The 18117-nt window shown below is 70.6% G+C and carries 21 protein-coding genes; 10 read left to right on the forward strand and 11 right to left on the reverse strand.

Features of this window, described 5'->3' with window-relative positions; translation table 11 throughout:
- Window positions 1-209: 209 nt before the first annotated feature.
- The 7 genes from FHR36_RS18545 (at window position 210) to FHR36_RS18565 (ending at window position 5409) form a co-directional block, all read left to right on the forward strand.
- Entirely contained in the window at window positions 210-3305 is a 3096-nt protein-coding gene (locus FHR36_RS18545; protein ID WP_253798604.1) for an NACHT domain-containing protein, read from the forward strand.
- 251 nt (window positions 3306-3556) lie between these two features.
- The gene (locus tag FHR36_RS39950; RefSeq protein ID WP_308199485.1) at window positions 3557-3730 is read left to right on the forward strand and encodes a winged helix-turn-helix domain-containing protein; all 174 of its coding nucleotides are present in this window, start codon (window positions 3557-3559) and stop codon (window positions 3728-3730) included.
- A gap of 106 nt (window positions 3731-3836) precedes the next feature.
- Window positions 3837-4151: a UTRA domain-containing protein gene (locus FHR36_RS39955; RefSeq protein ID WP_308199487.1), complete on the forward strand. Its 315-nt coding sequence runs from the start codon at window positions 3837-3839 to the stop codon at window positions 4149-4151.
- Entirely contained in the window at window positions 4034-4276 is a 243-nt protein-coding gene (locus FHR36_RS39960; RefSeq protein ID WP_407660846.1) for a UTRA domain-containing protein, read from the forward strand. Before FHR36_RS39955 ends, FHR36_RS39960 begins: the two co-directional genes overlap by 118 nt.
- Window positions 4277-4385: 109 nt before the next feature.
- The gene (locus FHR36_RS18555; protein ID WP_253798607.1) at window positions 4386-4607 is read left to right on the forward strand and encodes an eL43 family ribosomal protein; all 222 of its coding nucleotides are present in this window, start codon (window positions 4386-4388) and stop codon (window positions 4605-4607) included.
- Between the two features lie 10 nt (window positions 4608-4617).
- Window positions 4618-4830 carry a hypothetical protein gene (locus FHR36_RS18560; protein ID WP_253798610.1) on the forward strand — a complete coding sequence of 71 codons (213 nt, stop codon included), beginning with the start codon at window positions 4618-4620 and terminating at the stop codon, window positions 4828-4830.
- Window positions 4831-4959: 129 nt separating this feature from the next.
- Window positions 4960-5409 carry a hypothetical protein gene (locus FHR36_RS18565; protein WP_253798613.1) on the forward strand — a complete coding sequence of 150 codons (450 nt, stop codon included), beginning with the start codon at window positions 4960-4962 and terminating at the stop codon, window positions 5407-5409.
- On the opposite strand, the gene FHR36_RS18570 is transcribed toward FHR36_RS18565, so the two are convergent.
- The 4 genes from FHR36_RS18570 to FHR36_RS18585 form a co-directional block, all read right to left on the reverse strand.
- Complete coding sequence (locus FHR36_RS18570; RefSeq protein ID WP_253798616.1) at window positions 5410-5724, reverse strand: hypothetical protein; 315 nt, start codon at window positions 5722-5724, stop codon at window positions 5410-5412.
- A 108-nt stretch (window positions 5725-5832) separates the two neighbouring features.
- Entirely contained in the window at window positions 5833-6942 is a 1110-nt protein-coding gene (locus tag FHR36_RS18575; RefSeq protein ID WP_253798619.1) for an ABC-2 membrane transporter-related protein, read from the reverse strand.
- Window positions 6939-7928 (reverse strand): ABC transporter ATP-binding protein, encoded by a 990-nt coding sequence (locus FHR36_RS18580; protein ID WP_253798622.1) that lies wholly within the window; start codon window positions 7926-7928, stop codon window positions 6939-6941. The genes FHR36_RS18575 and FHR36_RS18580 overlap by 4 nt, the downstream gene beginning before the upstream one ends.
- Window positions 7925-8347 (reverse strand): GntR family transcriptional regulator, encoded by a 423-nt coding sequence (locus FHR36_RS18585; protein ID WP_253798625.1) that lies wholly within the window; start codon window positions 8345-8347, stop codon window positions 7925-7927. The genes FHR36_RS18580 and FHR36_RS18585 overlap by 4 nt, the downstream gene beginning before the upstream one ends.
- Window positions 8348-8758: 411 nt before the next feature.
- Between FHR36_RS18585 and FHR36_RS18590 the strand changes: the two genes are divergently transcribed.
- Entirely contained in the window at window positions 8759-10561 is a 1803-nt protein-coding gene (locus FHR36_RS18590) for a hypothetical protein (RefSeq protein WP_253798627.1), read from the forward strand.
- Window positions 10562-10621: 60 nt separating this feature from the next.
- Window positions 10622-11089, forward strand: a complete 468-nt coding sequence (locus FHR36_RS18595) for a potassium channel family protein (RefSeq protein ID WP_253798630.1) — start codon at window positions 10622-10624, stop codon at window positions 11087-11089.
- 190 nt (window positions 11090-11279) lie between these two features.
- On the opposite strand, the gene FHR36_RS18600 is transcribed toward FHR36_RS18595, so the two are convergent.
- The 6 genes from FHR36_RS18600 to FHR36_RS18625 form a co-directional block, all read right to left on the reverse strand.
- The gene (locus tag FHR36_RS18600; protein WP_253798632.1) at window positions 11280-12365 is read right to left on the reverse strand and encodes a hypothetical protein; all 1086 of its coding nucleotides are present in this window, start codon (window positions 12363-12365) and stop codon (window positions 11280-11282) included.
- 256 nt (window positions 12366-12621) lie between these two features.
- Window positions 12622-13536, reverse strand: a complete 915-nt coding sequence (locus FHR36_RS18605) for a 5-oxoprolinase subunit C family protein (protein WP_253798635.1) — start codon at window positions 13534-13536, stop codon at window positions 12622-12624.
- Window positions 13533-14156: a 5-oxoprolinase subunit B family protein gene (locus FHR36_RS18610; RefSeq protein WP_253798637.1), complete on the reverse strand. Its 624-nt coding sequence runs from the start codon at window positions 14154-14156 to the stop codon at window positions 13533-13535. Before FHR36_RS18610 ends, FHR36_RS18605 begins: the two co-directional genes overlap by 4 nt.
- Window positions 14156-14980 (reverse strand): LamB/YcsF family protein, encoded by an 825-nt coding sequence (locus tag FHR36_RS18615; protein WP_253798640.1) that lies wholly within the window; start codon window positions 14978-14980, stop codon window positions 14156-14158. Before FHR36_RS18615 ends, FHR36_RS18610 begins: the two co-directional genes overlap by 1 nt.
- Window positions 14981-15010: 30 nt before the next feature.
- On the reverse strand, window positions 15011-15826 hold the full coding sequence (locus FHR36_RS18620) for a putative hydro-lyase (protein ID WP_253798642.1): 816 nt from the start codon (window positions 15824-15826) through the stop codon (window positions 15011-15013).
- Window positions 15827-15894: 68 nt separating this feature from the next.
- Window positions 15895-16179: a hypothetical protein gene (locus FHR36_RS18625; RefSeq protein WP_253798644.1), complete on the reverse strand. Its 285-nt coding sequence runs from the start codon at window positions 16177-16179 to the stop codon at window positions 15895-15897.
- A gap of 296 nt (window positions 16180-16475) precedes the next feature.
- On the opposite strand from FHR36_RS18625, the gene FHR36_RS18630 reads away from it, so the two are divergent.
- Window positions 16476-17156 carry a GntR family transcriptional regulator gene (locus FHR36_RS18630; RefSeq protein WP_253798645.1) on the forward strand — a complete coding sequence of 227 codons (681 nt, stop codon included), beginning with the start codon at window positions 16476-16478 and terminating at the stop codon, window positions 17154-17156.
- Between the two features lie 273 nt (window positions 17157-17429).
- Here FHR36_RS18630 and FHR36_RS18635 read toward each other — a convergent pair whose 3' ends face one another.
- A complete protein-coding gene (locus FHR36_RS18635; RefSeq protein WP_253798647.1) occupies window positions 17430-18080 on the reverse strand; it encodes an NAD(P)-dependent oxidoreductase in 651 nt (216 codons plus the stop codon).
- Window positions 18081-18117 lie beyond the last annotated feature (37 nt).

The following is an 18117-nucleotide window of genomic DNA, read 5'->3' on the forward strand; positions in this document are numbered from 1 at the left end:
AAATGCGGGCTAGGTGTGAAAGCCTTCTTGTATGCGCATCTGCTAGGCATTCCGTAATCGTTACTGCGGGTAGTGGCGGGCGGCGTATCCCACCGCCTCGCCGCCGCGGTGAGAATACATTACGTAGTCTGAGAGTCGCCATCATTCCGGCTTTTGGTCGAGCAGAGTGATGGAGTGTCAGATTTGCAGGATCAGGTAGGGCGACCGAAATGGCAAGTCAGCTGCCGGATGCAGTTCCGATTGGCCTGGGGGTTGTCGGGCTGATCATCCTTGGTCTGTTTCTTCTATTCAAGGCGTACTTCACAGAGCTGGGAAAGTCGCTGGCAGTGAAGACGCCTGACGCGGTCCAGCGCATGCTGGTGCGTAGCCGTCCGGTTGGCGGCCGACGACTGCGCCGCTATCGCAAGATGGTCGTCGAGAGATACGGGAGGCACCGCCTTGGCTTTGGCGAGGGCGTCGAGGGTAACCCGATCGAGATTCGGGCGGTATATGTCCCCCTCCAGGGTGTCACGGGCGACCGACGCGCTGACGTCTACGAGCTGATCGGGCTCAAGCGGCGAACCGTGCTGCTTGGCGAGCCTGGGGCGGGCAAGTCGCTTCTGCTGAAGTATGCGATGTTGCACTGGGCTGACGACGAAGGCGATGAGAAGATCCCTGTGATAGTCGACCTGCACCAGTGCAATCGAACTGCGGACAGCTTCGAGAAGCTGATCACCTCGGAATTTGAGCTGGCGAGAGTCCGAAACGCCGAAGATCTCGTCAACCGGGCCTTGGACGTGGGCAGGCTGCGCATCTTCTTCGACGGCCTGGATGAAGTCGGGGACGCCGAGCTTGGCCGTGTGGTGAAAGAGCTACAGGATTTCGCCACCAGGTATGGCGATTGCGAGATCGTCGTCACCTGTCGAAATGCGGCTTATCGTGAGCAGCTCGACGAACATTTCGATCAGTTGGTCCGGATCGCCGACTTCGACGATGCTTCTGTCATCCGGTTCCTCCGAAAATGGCCAGGAATTGATGGATCGGTCGAAGTCGGGCGGATCTTCACGGCCCTTCAGGCGGATCCGGAGCTCATGGGTCTGGCTCGCAGTCCGCTCATGCTCACCATGATCGCTTATCTGCAGTCCAGTGAACGGATTGAACAAGTCGGCTCATTGCCGAATTCTCGAGCCGCGTTCTACAAGATAGCTGTAATCCATCTTCTGGATCGGGACCGCCGCCTTGGTCGGCCTGAGGCCATCGGGTTGTACAGCACTGAGCGCAAGCTTCTGGTGCTGGAACGTATTGCCCGCATCAGGTTGGAGACAGCAGCCCGCGAAGGTGACTGGCAGGCTATCCCCAAAGGCCAGCTGGAGAACGTAATTCGCGGATTGTTGCCCGGTTTTGACCTCGGCCCGGAGCATGCGGCACCCCTGCTCGACGAGATCGTAAAGCGTAGTCAGTTGATCAAGCCTTTGGACCAGATCGGCCGGTTCTACATTTTTACGCACCTCACAATGCTGGAATACCTGGCTGCATCCGAGCTGTCTGATTCGGCCGAAGCGCTCTTGAGGAACTACCGGTTGGCTCCGGATGTATGGCGGGAGACCGTCAGGATGCGGTGCGCGGTGGCGCACGTGGGGTGCACGCCCGTGATCCGTGAAGTGTTCTCCAATGAGGAGCTCAGGCACAAGGTGCTCGCCCTGCAATGTCTCGGTGATGTGATGCATATCGAGGAAGGTGTCGCTGACGAGATCCTGGCTTACTTCTTCACGCGCCTTGGCGCTTCGGGTAAAGACGGTCTGGCCGTGGCCCAGGGGCTGGGAGCACTCGCGGCCAGCAGCCGGCAGCGCGGACTCCGAGTCCGTGACGGTCTGGTACAGGCCGTCACGGAGCCGCAGTCGCCACGCCGGTCCGCTGCCCTGATCGCACTTGCGGCTTCTGGTCGGCTTGAGGCGGCGGGCACCCTAGCGCAATGCGCAGAGGATCCGCACGACGGCGAAGCACGGGGTGCCCTCCAATCCATGGGTGAGATCGCCGTTCCGGCCCTCTCGGAAGCGGCGCGGCGCGGTGCCGTCTGGGCCGTGCACTCGTTGGGGGCCATCGGCACGCCGGCCGCAGCCCAGCGACTCGCCAAACGGCTCTGGAGTGACGACGAGTCGGTTGCCAGCGCTGCCGCCTGGACGCTGGCTTCGCTATTGCGCAATCCGGACGTCGAGGAAGAGCTGCGGCAACTCTCTCTGCCTGCCGGAAATTCATCGGCCGAGACGTATCCCGCAGTTTGGAATCCTTTTGCTGCGAAGGAGCCCGTAAATTCCACTCTGCCTGTGGTGGCAGGGCGGATCGCCTATGAACTCGATGCGGGCCACCTCGCACATCCGGAGGTTCCTTGTCGGCTAGACACGAATGCCGCCAACGGTATAACGGAGATCGATTTTCGGATCGGCATCCCCGTGGCCGCACTGGGAGCCGGTCTTTCAGTCGGACCCGCAGCGCCTGAAGAGTGGGGAAAGGCGCATGAACTTGCCCGAGAGGCGGCCGACCGAATATTTCCTCGACACCAGCTTTACCGGGCAGCCAACCTTGTCATCCCTCGATCGGTTCACATTGCTGAGCTATTGAGCACGGAGCCAGCCGTGTCATCCGACAACATGAGCCTCCTGGAACCCCTCAAGGGCGAACTTCTGAGAGTTCGAGACATCCCGGCTGTTTACCGACGGGTTATCGATCTTCTGCCATGGCCCGTCCAGTCATATCTGCTGGCGACTTGCGTGGCGCCTGATTTCTATGTCCTAGGTTTACCTGCCAAAAGGTGTGTTGGTTGGGATACCTGGCGATCGGCGGGCGACAATCCCTTGGCGCCACGCTCGATGCTGCGGCTGAGAGGTATATTCTCCCTGCTGGCGTTGACGCTTGCGGTAGTCCTTGGAGGAACGCGGCTGGTCGCTAGCGTCTTCGGGCAGCACCCTTGGGGGCTCGGCGCTCTGGGGCCAGGGTGGCTCGACGCAGGCGCTCTGATTCTCGGTTTTGTCGCGGTCGTATTCCTCGCCGTAGCCTTGTCGTCCCCTCGCTGGCTTTCGGCATCATCTGAAGAGAAGATGGGTATCTCCTCTCTGGCCGCTGTCTTCCTCGTCGCAGTCTTTTTGCTGGTCCTGGCTGTGGCGACGCTGGGGCAGCTGACCACTTGGCCGCTGACCATTGTGCTGCTCGCCGTCACGGCCTGCGGGATCGCCATCCCCGCTGTCGTGGCCGCCCGCCGAAACCGGGCCAGAGCCAATCCATTGCGTCTCTGTCTGATGGCGGGTGAGGCAATGCGCGCTTCGCCCTGATCCTGCACTGATGAGGACAGGCGACGCTGGCGGTTACCACAGCGTGACGGGCCTCAGGCCACCAGAGCATGCAGCCAAACCGTTAGCGAGAGTGTTCGAGGCTGTGGTCGGACGCTCCCCGAGGTTGACGCCACGACGGCCGGGCTGTCCGGCCGGGCTGCGGACGAGGACACCCGGGACACCTGGGGCACCTGACCGGCAGCCCCACGGCACTACGCTTCCCTAGGGATCTCACCAGCCTGGGGGACGCCGTGCCGACCCGGCCCTACCGCCAGATCGCCGACGAGCTCCGCCAGCAGATCCTCAGCGGTCGGCTCGCCCCGGGCGACCGCGTACCGAGCGAGAACGAACTGGCCGCGCAGCACGGCGTTGCCGGCGAGACCGCGCGCGCCGCGCTCGGCGTCCTCGCCGCCGAGGGCGCCTGACCGAGGCCCGCTGCGGCTCGGGTACCCGGGTGCGGGAGTTCCGGCCGATCCTGCGGCGCGGCACGAAACGCGTCGCCGAGTCGACCTGGACGGGCGGCCGCTGGCGGTGGACCGGCTGACGGTCGAGGTTCGGCCTGCTGCGGAGCACGTCGCCCGCGCTCTCCGGATCGAGCCGGGCGCGGGGGCCGTGGTGCGGGACCGTCGCTACCTGGTGGAAGGGCAACCGGTGATGCTGGCGACGTCGCACCTGGCTGAACTCGTGGACTGCTCGCCGATCGGCCGGCCAGACCCGGGCCCGGTGGCATCTATGGACGGCTCGCCGATCTGGGGCACACACCGGTGCACTTCCGCGAAGTCACCCGCGCCCGCACGGCGTTCCCCGACGAGGTCGAGGCACTCGGCCTGTCCAAGGGGGCCGTAGCGATGCTGATCGTGCGTCACGCCTACGCCGTCGGCGGAGTACTGGTGGTGGTCAACGAGATGACGCTGGACGCCTCCCGCTACCTGCGCGAGTGGGACTTCCCCGCCGCGACTGACGGTGCGTAGTGGGCTGACTCCATGGCGTTGAATTTCCTGGGGAGCTAAGCCGTAGTTCCTTAGGGAACCTTGCGTGCGGGTTCCCGCCTCCGCGTCCATGGAGTCAGGGAGTGTCCACATGAGCACCAGCATGCTCGAACACCCTGCACGAACACCCGCACCGACCCACCCGAAGCTCTCCGGCCCCGGCCGCGAGCCCGGTATTGTCCCCAGCGAGGACGCCACCCCGCGTGCCGGGGCCTGCCCCGTCTGCGGATTCGGCGCCACCTGCCGGATCATGAGAGGCCGTTGGGGCTGCACCGCTTGCGGGGCCACCTGGTCCGGCGGCTACACGTACTGAGGAGCGGATCATGGCCGAGCCCTCGACCTGCGCTGAATGCGCCACCCAGCCCGCAGTCCTGGAAGACCTGGACACCATGCCACCGGCACCCTGGTGCCTCGGTTGTGCACTCGTCCTCGTCAAGCTCGGCGATCCAGTCCTCAACTACCGCGCCCTGGGCGACATCGCCGAGTACACCGCAGCCATCGCCCGAGGCACCACAGCCACCCTGCGCTTCGGATAGACCGTGCAACCCGACTGTCCGGCGTGCCACTTGTGCGCGGGACGGTCACAAATTGGCCACACCGCGCACACGAACCGTGGGCTGGTCGATACGTTCGCCCCCTGCCCGTAACAACCCTCAGGGGGAACCATGCGCATCCGCGCCACCGTCCTGCTCGCCGCCGCCGCGGCCACCCTCACCCTCGCCGCGTGCGACCCGGCCGCCACGAGCCCGACCCAGAACAGCACCGCCGCGGCGGTCCCTGCGAACACTGGTGCCCCCGCCGCCGGAGCCGCACCCGCAGCGGCCGGCGACACGGACAAGCTGAAGGACGTCGAGATCACCAACTGCACCGTGGACGCCACGCTGCACTGGCCCTCGGCCGAACTGAAGATCACGAACCACTCGGCCAAGGCGAGCAACTACATCGTGCACATCGAGTTCGTCGACGCATCCGGAACCCGCATCGCCGAAGGCATCGGCGCCACCAACAACCTCGCGCCGAACCAAGGCGCTGTCGTCAAGGCGACCGGACCGTCCGAGGTGACGGGCAAGATCTCCTGCCGGACGGCCGACGTCACCCGCTACGCGGCCGGCTGATCAGAGAACACCAAGCCGCCCCCGCCCGGCCGAAGCTGGACGGGGGCGAGGCGTTCCCAGTGGCTCATCAGCGGAACCGCAGCCACCACCGGAGCGGCAACACCGGTCAACGCGGCCAAGCGCCAGCAGCGGCCAACGGCCCCGCTTCAGCGCCTCCACATCGGCCCGCAGCGGCGCCAAGTCCGCCTCCGTCACCGCGGACTGCGCCACCGCGCGGATACGAGTCTCGTGGTCGGCGATGCCGGCGGTTGCGGAGACCGGCAGTTCGGCCTTGTCCGGCGGGGACTTGAGCCAGGACGGCAGCAGGCTGTTCACGGCCGGCAGGGCCACGAGGCGCGTGACGGCGCCTGCGACGGCCAGGGCGGTCGCCAGGCCCGGAACGGTGTCCGGGAGGCCGGCGGTGTGTGGTACTGCGGGGCCGGTTCAGCGGATGCGGCGGACCCGCCACGCGCAGAGGCCGAGCAGCATGACGGTGGCCGCCAGGCTCAGGCCGGTCTGGGTCCAGTGCATGATCCACTCGTCGCCCGCCGGGCGGTAGCGCGCGTACAGCTGCACGATCGTGTCGTGGTGGGACAGGCACTCGGGCGTCGGGCACTGCCATGTGCCGTCCGTCAGGTGGTTCAGCCAGTTGCTCTGCAGCGGGATCCGCAGTCCGTCGCCGGTGAGCAGGCCGTGCCCGACCGGCTCCGATTCGAACGGGGTGTTCGTCGGCAGCTGCTGGGTGAGGACCGCGTTCTTCATGTCGTCCGGCAGCGGGCCGGCCATGGCGATGGGGGTGAACACCTCCCGGGTCGGCGCGAACAGGTACCGTGCCTGGTCCACGGCGAACCGGAGGGCGAGGGTCGCCACGGCGGTGACGAGGATCGAGGCGACGACTCGGCGCACGAGCAGGCCGACCGTCGCTCCGAGGGCGACGGAGAGCAGGAAGAACCCGACGACCGAGGGTCCCGACGCGGCTCGGCTCATCCAGGTGAACCAGTGGTAGTAGCCGGGAACGGCGAACCGCCCCTCGACCACGCCGGTCCACCAGGTGGAGACGACCGCGAGGACGGACGATCCCACCAGGGTGATCAGCAGCGGCACCCCCAGTCGGGCCGCCAGCCACCGCTGTCGCGACACCGACTGCGTCCAGGCCAGCCCGTACGTGCCGGTCTCGAACTCGCGAGCCAGCATCGGCGCGGCGAAGAACGCCCCGAAGGCCACCGGCAGCACCGCAAGCAGCCACCCGGTGGCTGCGACGGCGATGCTCCAGCGGTCGTTCAGGGCGATCGCCGCTCCGGTCAAATTCTCGCACTGCTGGGGGAAGTAGACGAGGTTGCAGCCCTGGATGTGCTCGGACTCAACGACGTCCTGGATCCGACTGCCCAGGACGAGCATCCAGCCGCAGAGCAGGACGAGGACGGCCCCGGATATGAGCAGCGGGGTCCGCTCCTGGCGCAGGCCGAGCCAGGCGGCGCCGCGCAGGATGCGCCGTTGCCGGGACGGCTGGGGACCCGTCGGGGTGGACACCTCGGATGCGAGTGCCGTGGTCATCGGGCCGTCACCTCTTCGCGTCCGGTGGTGAGTTCGGTGGCGCGTCCGGCGGTCTGCGCACCGGCCCCGGCCGCGGGCCGGTCCTGCGGGTCGGGTGTACGCAGGTAGGCGATCAGGATGTCCTCCAGGTTCGGCCGGCTGGTGTCCCAGCGGGGATCGATCGCGCCGGACGGCTTGAGCAGCGCCGTCGTCTGGCGTCCGGTGCGTCGTAGTTCGACGATCTCGTGGTGGGCCAGCTCCGGCGGGGCGCCGTCGCTGTCGACGGCGGCGGCGCCGACCACCAGGCGGTGGTCGTCCAGGAGGTCCTCGACGTCGCTGCTGAGCCGGATCCGCCCGTTCCTCAGCACGGTGACGTGGTCGCACACGCCGTCCAGCTCGGCGAGGACGTGGGAGGAGATGAGGATCGTGGTGCCGTGTTCCGCGGCCTCGGCCATCAGGATGCCGGTGAGCTCCTGGCGGGCGACGGGGTCGACGTCGGCGAGCGGCTCGTCGAGCATCAGCAGGTCGGGGCGCTTGCCCAGGACCAGGGCGAACGCGACCCGGGTGCGCTGGCCGGCGGTGAGCGTACCCACCTTCGCGTCCAGCGGGAGGTCACCCAGTCGCACGATCCGCTCCGCGATCGCCTGGTCCCAGCCCGGATTGAGCTCCCGGCCGGCCCGCAGGGTCTCCGCGACGGTGAACCGCGGGTAGAGCGGCTTGTCCTGCCGCAGGTAGGCCATGCGTCGCAGAGAACCGGCCTCGCGCGGTCCGTTCCCGAAGACCGTGACGCTGCCCTCGGTCGGCGCGAGCAGGCCGGCGGCGAGCGCCATCAGTGTGCTCTTGCCGGCGCCGTTCGGGCCGACGAGCGCGCAGACCCTGCCGGAGGGAAGCCGGAGGTCGCAGTCGCGCAGGGCCCAGCGGCGGCGGTACTGCAGACCGAGCCCGACCGCCTCCAGGGCGGGGGCGGCGCCGGTCGGTCGGTCCTGCTGCTGTGCGGGGTGGTTCACCCGGACTCCTCGGTGGCTTCGGTGCTGGTGGGGTAGGCCCGGTCCAGGGCGGTGTCGACGAGTGCGGCGATGTCCTCCCGCTCCAGGCCGATGTCCCGGGCGCGGGCGATCCACGCGGTCAGGTCGGCGTGGAGTGCCGAGTCGTCGACGGTCTGCGGTTTCGCCAGGGACCTCCGGACGAACGTCCCGACGCCCCTTCGGCTCTCGATCAGGCCCTCGCGTTCCAGCTCCCGGTAGGCCTTGAGCACGGTGTTCGGATTGATTGCCGTCGCCTCCACCACCTCGCGGGCGGTGGGGAGTTGGTCGCCGGGCTGGAGCACTCCGAGCCTGAGCGCCCGCTTCGTCTGCTCGATGATCTGCAGATAGGGCGAGAGCCCGCCGCGACGGTCGATGAGGTACTCGACGATGACATCCACCATTCCACTAGTTATCTAGTGGAATGGTGCACCGAGTCATGAGGCACCGTCAACTCCGACCTGCCGCGCCGGCCGGGCCGCGACTGCCGGTGCCCCTACCTCCGCGGCTGCCGGTGCCACTGCCTGCGCGGTGGCGATCGGCAAGCGCAGGGCGTGGTTCCTTACGCCATTCAGGGGCAAAACAGCGCCGGCGGGTGTGGCATCCCCGGTCTCTGGGTCCGGGTGGCCGAGGCTCGTGCCCGGTCGGCGTGTTCGGCGTGTTCGGCGGGACGGACGGGAGCGACCGCGAGCAAGGGGCTGGGAATCGGGCCTCCGTGGAGACGCGGCAGCGGTCCTGTGCGCTCGGAGCGGGCGAGCCGGCCGGTGGCGCTGTGATCCCTCTGCCAAGCCTGTGCAGCACTGATCGGACTCGACATGACAGAAACGCTCCCAGGAACGCCCGACAGCGGATCGGACGCCGTGCGGCCCCGCGCCGTGGCGGCGCTGCGCGCCTCGACCTCGCGGCGCCGCCGGGCTCGGCTGCCGGGACGCCCGATCGTCTGGGAGGCCGTGGTCGGCATCGGCGCCGCACTCGGCTACACGCTGCTGTCCACGCACATCAGCGTCAACCCGCTCACCCGGATCGGCCAGGTCAGCGGCCTGGCCAAGCTCCAGCAGTACGCCGCGATCATCGGCCTGCCCGTGCTGGCGGCGCTCCTCTACACCGCGTACCGGGGCCCGCTGCGTCGGCATCAGCTGGTGCAGCGGCTGGTGTGCGCCGGGCTGGCCGGGCTGTCCACCGGCATCGTGGCGGGCGGTGCGGTGGTGGCGCTGCGCGGCACGCCGTGGCCGCTCGGCGGGCACGAGGGCGACCCGGGAACGCTGACCGACATGGCCACCTCGATGATGCACGGGCAGTTCTCGCTCGGGGTGTACCCGCCCGGGTTCCCGGCCGCCATCGCGGCCTGGTCCGAGATCCGCTACGGGGGAGTCGGCGGCGCCGGTTTCGCCCTCCACGACCTGCAGATCGTCTGCACCGCGCTGGCCGGCCCGCTGGCCTACTTGGCGTGGCGGCTGCTGCTGCGCCCGTTCTGGGCCGTGGCGGTGGCCGCTCCGGCCGCGGTCGTCTTCCTGGACCCGATCCGCCCCTACAGCCACACCACGATGATCGTGCTCGTGCCGCTGCTGGCCGCGGCGCTCCGCGAACTGCGCCGGGCCCACACCCTCGCGACCCGTACGGCCGTGGGGCGCGCGGCGGCGTTCGGCGCCGTCTTCGGCCTGCTCTTCCTCTGGTACTCCGGCTGGTACCTGTGGGCCGCCCCCGGGATCCTGGTGCTCGCCCTCGCGCTCGTCCCCTGGCGGCGGGGGCGGGCCGCCGTCGGTCGGGCCCTGCTGTTCGGCGCCGTCACCGCGGTCACCGCGGCGATCGTCGGCGCCCCGCTGCTGAACCAGATGCTCCGGGCCGGTGGTGCGGCCGTCCCGGACCGGTACGCCTACCTCGCGGTGTACGCCGATCCGGCCTACGTCCTGGGCTGGGCCTCGGACCGGTCCGGGCAGCTGACGTACGACACCTGGCCGGCCCCGGGCGAACTGGCCGGGCAGAGCGGCTTCGCCGTCCTGCTGCTGCTCGGTGTCGGGCTCGGCATCGGCCTCGGACTGCGCGACATCGCGGTCCGCACCGCCGCGGCCGTCCTGGCCGGCGCCTGGCTGCTGCGCTTCTGGTTCGCCTCCCACATGGCGCACGACCGGGCGGTCCAGCTGTACCCGCGGACCACCTGGATCATCCTGTACTGCCTGATGATCCTCGCCGTGCTCGGTCTGATGACCCTCGCCGACCGTGCGGTCGGCGCACGCGCCTCGGCGCTCGACGCCCCGGCCCCCGCCGGATCCGCCGCCCCGGCCCCCGGATCGGCCGTCCGGCAGCTCGCGGCCGGCATGGTCTGCGCGCTCGCGCTCTTCACCGCCATGGGCGCCTCCTGGACGGTCAACCGGTACATGCCGGAGGACCCGTCCCACAACTCCATGGGACTCGACGCCTGGCGGGCCCAGACCATCAAGAAGGCCGACGGCACCTGCCCCCGCTACGCGCCGGTCAAGAACTGCGCCGACATCGTCGTCCAGGACTGGACACCCCGCCCGGACGAGGGCGCGCTGTGGTGCGGAGGCATCGCCGCCGCCGACTGGCCGGCCGTCTGCGGCCGCAAGGCCCCGTGGACCGACCAGGCTCCGGCCCGATGAACCGCATCCGGAGGGGACTCGTCGGGCAGGAGGGTCGGCGTCATGGCGCGGTACAGGCCGGTGGAGCGCAAGGTCGCGAGGTTCCTGCGGACGCCGTTGTCGGTACGCAGGGCGATGTCGGTGATCGTGACGGCCACGCTGGTGAGTGTGGTGCTCGGCGGCGCGCTGATCACCGTGGTGGACGAGCGCGAGTTCGCGAGCATCGGTACCGGGCTGTGGTGGGCGCTGCAGACGGTGACGACGGTCGGGTACGGCGATGTGACCCCGCACAACACGGTCGGCCGGCTGGTGGGGGCGGTGATCATGCTGGAGTCGACCGCGTTCATCGCGATCGTGACGGCGGTGATCACGTCGAGCTTCGTGACGCGGGCGCGCCAGGAGCAGCCGACCGGCCCGGGGGCCGGTCCGGTCGGCGGTGACGAGGCCGTCGCGCGGCTGACCGGGCAGCTGGCGGAGCTGAGCGCACGCCTGGATCGCATCCAGCAGTTGCTCGAGACTGACGGGCCGGGTGGCGGGCGCCGGGGTTAGCCGGTCGTTGTCGTCATTTCGTCGCCGGGCGGTACGGGCCCCGTTGGTGGAGTTGATCCGCGGGGCGCCGGAATGTGTGCGGAATTCCATTTCGGTGAATTGGCGTGGAATTCCGGTGGGCGCGACGGCGCGACGCCGTCGGCGGGTGCCGGCGGCGTCGCGGGGTCGGTGCGGGTTCGTGCGGTGAGGGTTACTCGCCGGCGCCGGAGACGGTGGTGGCGTGGCCGGCGTGGCTGCCCGGGACGTTGGCGTTGACGTCGCCGAAGGTAGTCCAGGAGCCGCTGCTGTTGCGGACGGTGTGGAACAGGCCGCCGGTGTTGTTGACCACGACGACCTGGAGGTTCGGGCCGGTGGAGAGGGTGTTGGTGGCCGCGATGCCGACGCCGGTGACGGTGCCGGGGTTGCTGCGGGTGGCGGCCTCGACGTCGCCGAAGCGGGTCCAGGTGCCGTCCGCGTGGCGGATCGCGTGGAAGACGCCGGCGCCGTTGTTGCCGGTGACGACGACCTGGAGTTCGCCGCTGACGCCGGCGGCGGCGACGTGCTCGGCGGTGCCCGGGTTGCTGGAGACGGCGAAGACGTCGCCCCAGGCGGTGAAGGCGTCGGCGGAGGTGGCCCGCTTGGTGTGCCAGAGCTTGCCGCCGGCGACCGCGGTGAACTGCAGGTCGCTGCCGTTGGTGGTGGCCGCGGAGAAGTCGGTGATGGTGCCGATGTTGCCGAGCTGGCCCGCCAGCTCGGTCCAGTCGCCCCAGGTGCCGTCCGCGTGGCGGACGACCTCGTACGGGTAGCCGTTGCCGGCCTGGGCGATGAGGTGGAACTCGTTGTCGACGAAGGCGGAGCCGAGCATCTTGGTGATCGGCGTGGTGGCGGGGGTGTTGCCCGAGTGCCAGATCGGGACCTCGCCGGGGATCGGGGCGGTGGTGCCGGTCGGCGAGGTCCAGTTGCCCGCGGTGTCGCGGATCAGGAACTGGATCTGCCCCGCGTAGTTGGAGGCGAGGAAGGTGACCCCGGCGTGCTCGGTCTGGGTCAGCGAGGTGGTGCCGCCCGGGTTGTAGTACATGTCCGGGACCTGGTCCCAGGAGCTCCAGGTGCCGTCGGCGTGCCGGGTGGTGTGGAACGGCGTGTTGTAGGCGTCCGTGTTGATGGTCAGCTGGAACTCGGCGGGCATCGCGGGCAGGGCGACGGCGCCCGCGGGAACCACCGCGATCGAGGTGGCGACGGCCGCGACGGCGGCCGCGGCGGCGAGACGGACGGACATGCGCTTCGACTGCGCGGACATGCTGAACCCCCATATGTCGCAAATCCGATGACGAGTCGTCCGGCCCCCCGGTGACTTCGATCGCTCGGATGATCGGGTCGAACCATACACCGGTTACGGATCATGTTGCGACGTGAATCCGGTGGCATTTCCGCGGGGTCCTTCGGGGCCGATTTGACCTCAAATTTCCGGCGCTGTGCGGCCATTGTGGGATCGATTCGGACATCGGTGCCCGGTGGGTGCGAGCGTGCCCGCACCGGGCCGCCGGGGGTCCGGTTCAGGCGGACCGGAAGCGGATCCGCTGCCCGGGCCGAGCCTGGCCGGCGAGGGGGAGGTCGTCCTCGTGGACGACGGCGATCACGGGGTAGCCCCCGGTGACCGGATGGTCGGCGAGGAAGAGGATCGGCTGACCGGACGGCGGGACCTGGAGCGCGCCCAGGACCGTTCCCTCGGAGGGGAGTTCACCCGGAACGGAGCGTTCCAGGGTCGGGCCGGCCAGCCGCATGCCGACCCGGTCGCTCTGGTCGGTGACGGTGTACGGGCCCCCGCAGAGGGCCGCGAGGGCGTCCGGAGTGAACCAGTCGTCGCGCGGCCCGGGGACGATCCGCAGCAACGGCTCGGCAGGGCAGGGCCGTTGCGGTGCCAGGTCGGCGGCGGGCCAGCCGTCCGTCCGACGGCCGACCGGCAGGATGTCCCCGGTGGCGAGCCGGGCCGGGCCGAGTCCGGAGAGGGTGTCGGTGGAGCGGGAGCCGAGCACCGGGGGAGTGTCCAGGCCGCCGCGGACGGCGAGGTACACGCGCAGGCCCTCCGCGGTGGTCTCCAACGCCAGTTGCTGCCCGGGCGCGAGCCGGATCGGGGCGTACGGGCCGACCGGGCGGCCGTCCACCAGGGCGAGGCAGGGCGCTCCGGCGAGCGCCACGGTGGCGTGGTGGTCGATCACGAGGACCGTCCCGCCGAGCAGGATCTCCAGGCCGGCGGCGTCCTCCGGGTTGCCGACCAGACGGTTGGCGAGCCGGAGGCTGCGCCGGTCGGTGGCGCCGGAGGGGCTGACGCCGAGCGCGGTGTGGCCGGGGCGGCCGAGGTCCTGGACGGTGGCGCCGTAGCCGGGGTGCAGGACCCGGACGGTGCGGGGCCGAGCGTCGGGGGCGGGAACGGGGGCGGAGGGGAGGCCCGGGGGAGTGGTGGCGGTCATCGCTGCGGGGCCTCCAGCGGGAGGAAGCGGACGGTGGTGCCGGGGGTGAGGCGGGTGGGCGGGTCGGCGGACGGGTTCCACAGGGGGAAGTCGGTGCTGCCGAGGAGGTGCCAGCCGCCGGGCGACTCGCGCGGGTAGATGCCGGTGAACTCGCCGGCGACGGCGAGGGATCCGGCCGGCACCCGGGTACGCGGGCTGGTGCGGCGGGGGAGTCGGAGGACCGGGTCGAGCCCGGTGAGGTAGGCGAAGCCGGGGGCGAATCCGCAGAAGGCGACCCGGTAGGTGGCGGCGGTGTGGCGGTCGACCACCTCGGCGGGGGTGAGTCCGGTGCGGTGGGCCACCTCGTCGAGGTCCTCGCCGTCGTAGCGGACCGGGACCAGCACGCCCGCACGCTCGGTCCGGGCGGCCTCGGCGGCGGGCAGGGCGGCGAGGGCGGCGGCGAGCCGGGTGTGGTCGGTGACCGCCGGGTCGTAGTGGATCAGCAGGGTCCGGGCGGCCGGGACGAGTTCGTCGACCCCGGGCAGCGGGTGGGCCCGGAGGGCCGCGTGAAGCCGGCCGACCGCGTCGAGGTCGTCGAGTTCGACCAGTGCGGCACGTCGGCCGCAGCGCAGTACGCGCATCAGTCGCTCACCGCCGCGTGGCCGAGCGGGCGCAGGGCGACACCAGCCTCGGAGAGGGCGGCCCGGACGCGGCGGGCGAGGTCGGCGGCGCCGGGGGTGTCGCCGTGCAGGCACAGCGTGCGGGCGGGGACCGGTACGGCGGTGCCGTCCACGGCGGTGAAGGCGCCGGTGCGGGCGAACTCGACACAGCGCCGGGCGACCGTCTCCGGGTCGTGCAGGACGGCGTCAGGCAGCAGACGGGAGCGCAGGGTGCCGTCGGGCTCCAGTGCCCGGTCGGCGAACGCCTCAGCGGCTGTGGGGAGTTCGGCATCCTCCGCGAGTCCGAGCAGGACCGAGCCGGGCGCACCGACCAGGATCAGCGACGGGTCGAAGCGCCGGACCGCCTCGACCACCGCCCCGGCCTGGACCGGGTCCGTGGTGACCGCGTGGTACAGCGCGCCGTGCGGCTTCACATGTCGGACGCGGTCGCCGGCGGCCCGGGCGAACGCGTCCAGGGCGCCGAGCTGGTACAGGACGTCGGCGGCCAGGTCGTCGGGCTCGACGGCGAGGTGGCGGCGGCCGAAGCCGACCAGATCGCGGTAGCCGACGTGGGCGCCTATGGCCACTCCGGCCGTCACCGCCTGCCGGCACACCCGGCGCATGGTGGCCGGGTCGCCCGCATGGAAGCCGCAGGCGATGTTGGCCGAGGTGACGGTGGCGAGCAGGGCCTCGTCGTCGCCGAGACGCCAAGGGCCGAAGCCCTCGCCGAGGTCGGCGTTGAGGTCGAGGACCGGCGCGGCGGAGGCGGGGTTGGAGGATCCCGAGGGGGCGGTGGACGTGGTCATGGTGGCTCCCGGGTAGGTGGTGACGGATCGTCAGTGCGTGACCGGGCGAAGGTAGTCGCTGTCGCGGGCGTCGGTGATCAGCATGTGGCCGGGTGCGTGGGTGATCGCGAACGGCGGCCGGGAAGCCATCAGCGCGGCTTGCGGAGTCACGCCGCACGCCCAGAACACCGGCACCTCGCCCGGCGCCACCTCGATCGGGTCGCCGAAGTCGGGGCGGGCGAGGTCGGTGATGCCCAGCCCCGCCGGGTCGCCGTGGTGGACCGGCGCCCCGTGCACGTCCGGCATCCGCCCGGTGATCTCGTACGCGGTCTCCACCAGGGCGGCCCGGATCGGCCGCATCGAGACCACCAGCGGTCCGCCCAGCCGTCCGGCCGGAGCGCAGGGGCGGTCGGTGACGTACATCGCGACGTTGCGGCGCTGCTCGACGTGGCGCAGCGGGATGCCGGCCCGGGTGAGGGCGGCCTCGAAGGTGAAGGAACAGCCGATCAGGAAACTCACCAGCTCGTGCTGCTCCCACTCGGCGATCACGTCGGTCGGCTCGGCGACCAGCGCGCCGTCCCGCCAGACGCGGTAGCGGGGGAAGTCGGTGCGCAGGTCGGCGCCGGGCGCGAGGGCCGAGGTCGTCGTACCCGGCTCGGTGACCTCCAGGACCGGGCAGGGGGCGGGGTTGAGCCGGGTGAACTCCCGTACGTCGTCCGCCCAGTCGCGCGGGACACTGATCAGATTGGCCTGAGTCCGGTCGGGCGCCCAACCGGCGGTGGGACTGACCAGGCCCGTCCGGAACAGCGCCCGGGCCTGGGCGGCGGTGAGGGCGGCGGGGTCGTGGAGGGGGTGCGCTGCGGTCATGGTGGTCCGACTCCTCTGCGCTTCGGGTGGTTCGGGTGGTTCGGGTGGTGGGGCCGGTCGGTGGCTGTTCACGGCCGGGGCCCGATGCGGCGCAGACCCCAACCGATCAGGCCCACGGCGATGCCCAGGACGACGGACCGGAGGTCGCCGCCGGAGGCGAGCTGTGCGCCGACCGCGATCAGCGTGTTGGACAGCCACCTGAGCGCCGACGGGGTCGCCGTCCGCCTGTGCTCGGAGGTCTCGGCCGGGTGGTCGCCCGGGTGGTCGCCCGGGTCCGCTCGTGGGGCGAGGCAGGCGGGGCACCCGCAGGGTTGCTGCCCGTCGGGTTCCGGCGGGTTCAGTGGATCGGCCATGGCTGACAGTCCATCAACGATGGTGTGTGGCACGCGATTTGGATGGTTCGACTCGCCGTGGTCGCAAACGACTGAAGCACGCGGTCGCGCGCTCCGGCAAGCTCCTGTCGCCTATTGGGTAAGAAGTCGTAGAGGACTTGCCAATTGCCTGACGATCTGTCATAAGGGACATGAGGATCCGGTGATGGAGGGGCGAGCCTATGTGGGGATCGTCCTACAATCCAGCGTCGCGAGCGGCCGGTTTTCCGGCATGATGTGACGGACCATCAGCATCGAACCCCCGACAGGAGGCCGTTGTGGCCAGCCCCAGGAGTCAGAGGCCGCAGAGCGTCGCCGAGTGGACCGTCGGCGAGCTCCGCGCCCTGATCGCCGACGGTGAGTACCCGCCGGGCACCCGGCTGTCGGAGGAGGAGGTCGGCAAGCAGATCGGCGTCTCGCGGAATACCCTGCGGGAGGCGTTCCGGCTGCTGGCGCACGAGCGGCTGCTGGTCCAGATGCACAACAAGGGCGTCTTCGTCCGCACACTCGACGAGGCGGACGTCGAGGACCTCTTCCGGGTGCGGCGGATGGTGGAGCTGGCGGCGGTCCGGGACCTGCCGGCCGATCCGGCGCGGTTGGCGCGGGTCGCGGCGGCAGTGGCGGAGGCGGACGTCGCCGAGGCGCAGGGCGACTGGCGCGCACTGGGCAGCGCCAACCTGCACTTCCACCAGGCGATCGCCGGGCTCTCGGGCAGTCCCCGCGTGGACGAGCTGATGGAGCGGGTCACGGCCGAGCTGCGGCTGGCCTTCCACGCCATGGAGGACCCGCTGGCCTTCCACAAGGCCTACGTCGAGCGGAACCGGCAGATTCTCGCCCTGCTGCGCGACGCGAAGCCCGAGGCGGTCGAGGCTGCCGTCGGGGAGTACCTCGCGACGGCGGAGAAAGAGATCCTCGACGCCTATCGGACGGCGACGCCTCCGGCGGGGGGCCAGGGCTGATCCGGGGGCGCCGCGGCGGTTCGCGCCGAGGGCGTTCCTCCGCTGTGCCCGCGCGGATCTCGACTGGGCGGCCAGGCCTGCGCGGTCATCGACTCGGGTGCCGGTCGGGCCGGGGGCCCGGAAACGGCGTAACCCCGGGGCGGCGTGGCTCGTTCCCCGGGGTGCGGCCGGGTGGTCGGTCCCCGGTCGCGACCGGGCCGCCGCCGGCGGTGGCGGCGGCCCGGTGGTCTCGAACGGTGTGGTGGCCGCGGTGTGTCCAGCGTTCGGTGGTCGTCAGTAGCCGACGGTGAAGCGGCGGCCCTGGTGCTGCGGGCGCTCGATCTCGTCGAGCAGGGCGACCGCGTAGTCCTCGGTGGAGATCCGGCTGGCGCCGTCGGCGTCGAGGACCAGGTCCTCCAGGGCGGTGCGGTAGGCGCCGGTGCGCTCGCCGGGCTCGATCAGGCCGGCGGGGCTGAGGTTGGTCCAGCGGACGTCGTCGACGCCGCGGTAGAAGTCGAGCGCGTCGCCGTGCGCGTGCATGATCTGGAGCAGGAACTCCGGCAGCCCCTCGCTGTCCCACACCTGCTTGCCGTCGGGGGTGCGCAGCGAGCCGGCGCCGCCGACGGAGACCAGTCGGGGGGCGTCGGCGCCGAGTCGGCGCAGGCCGGTGACCAGCGCCTCGGCGGAGGGCCGGACGACGGCCTGGTGGCCGGGGCCGTCGCCGCCGCCGACCGCGCTGACCACCACGTCCCGGCCCTTGGCGAGGTCGGCCACCGAGTCGGGGTCGAGGACGTCGCCGGCGGACACGGTCAGGTTGGGGTGGGTCTCGGCCAGCCGGGCGGGGTCGCGGACCACCGCGACGACCTCGTGTCCGCGGTCCAGCGCCTCGCGCAGGATGCGGCTGCCGATGGTGCCGGTGGCGCCGTACAGGGTGATGGTGCTCATGGGGATCCTCCTCGGATCGGGACTGCCGTTTTCCGTC

It is taken from the genome of Kitasatospora cinereorecta (assembly GCF_024172095.1).
GTDB classification, from domain to species: domain Bacteria; phylum Actinomycetota; class Actinomycetes; order Streptomycetales; family Streptomycetaceae; genus Kitasatospora; species Kitasatospora cinereorecta.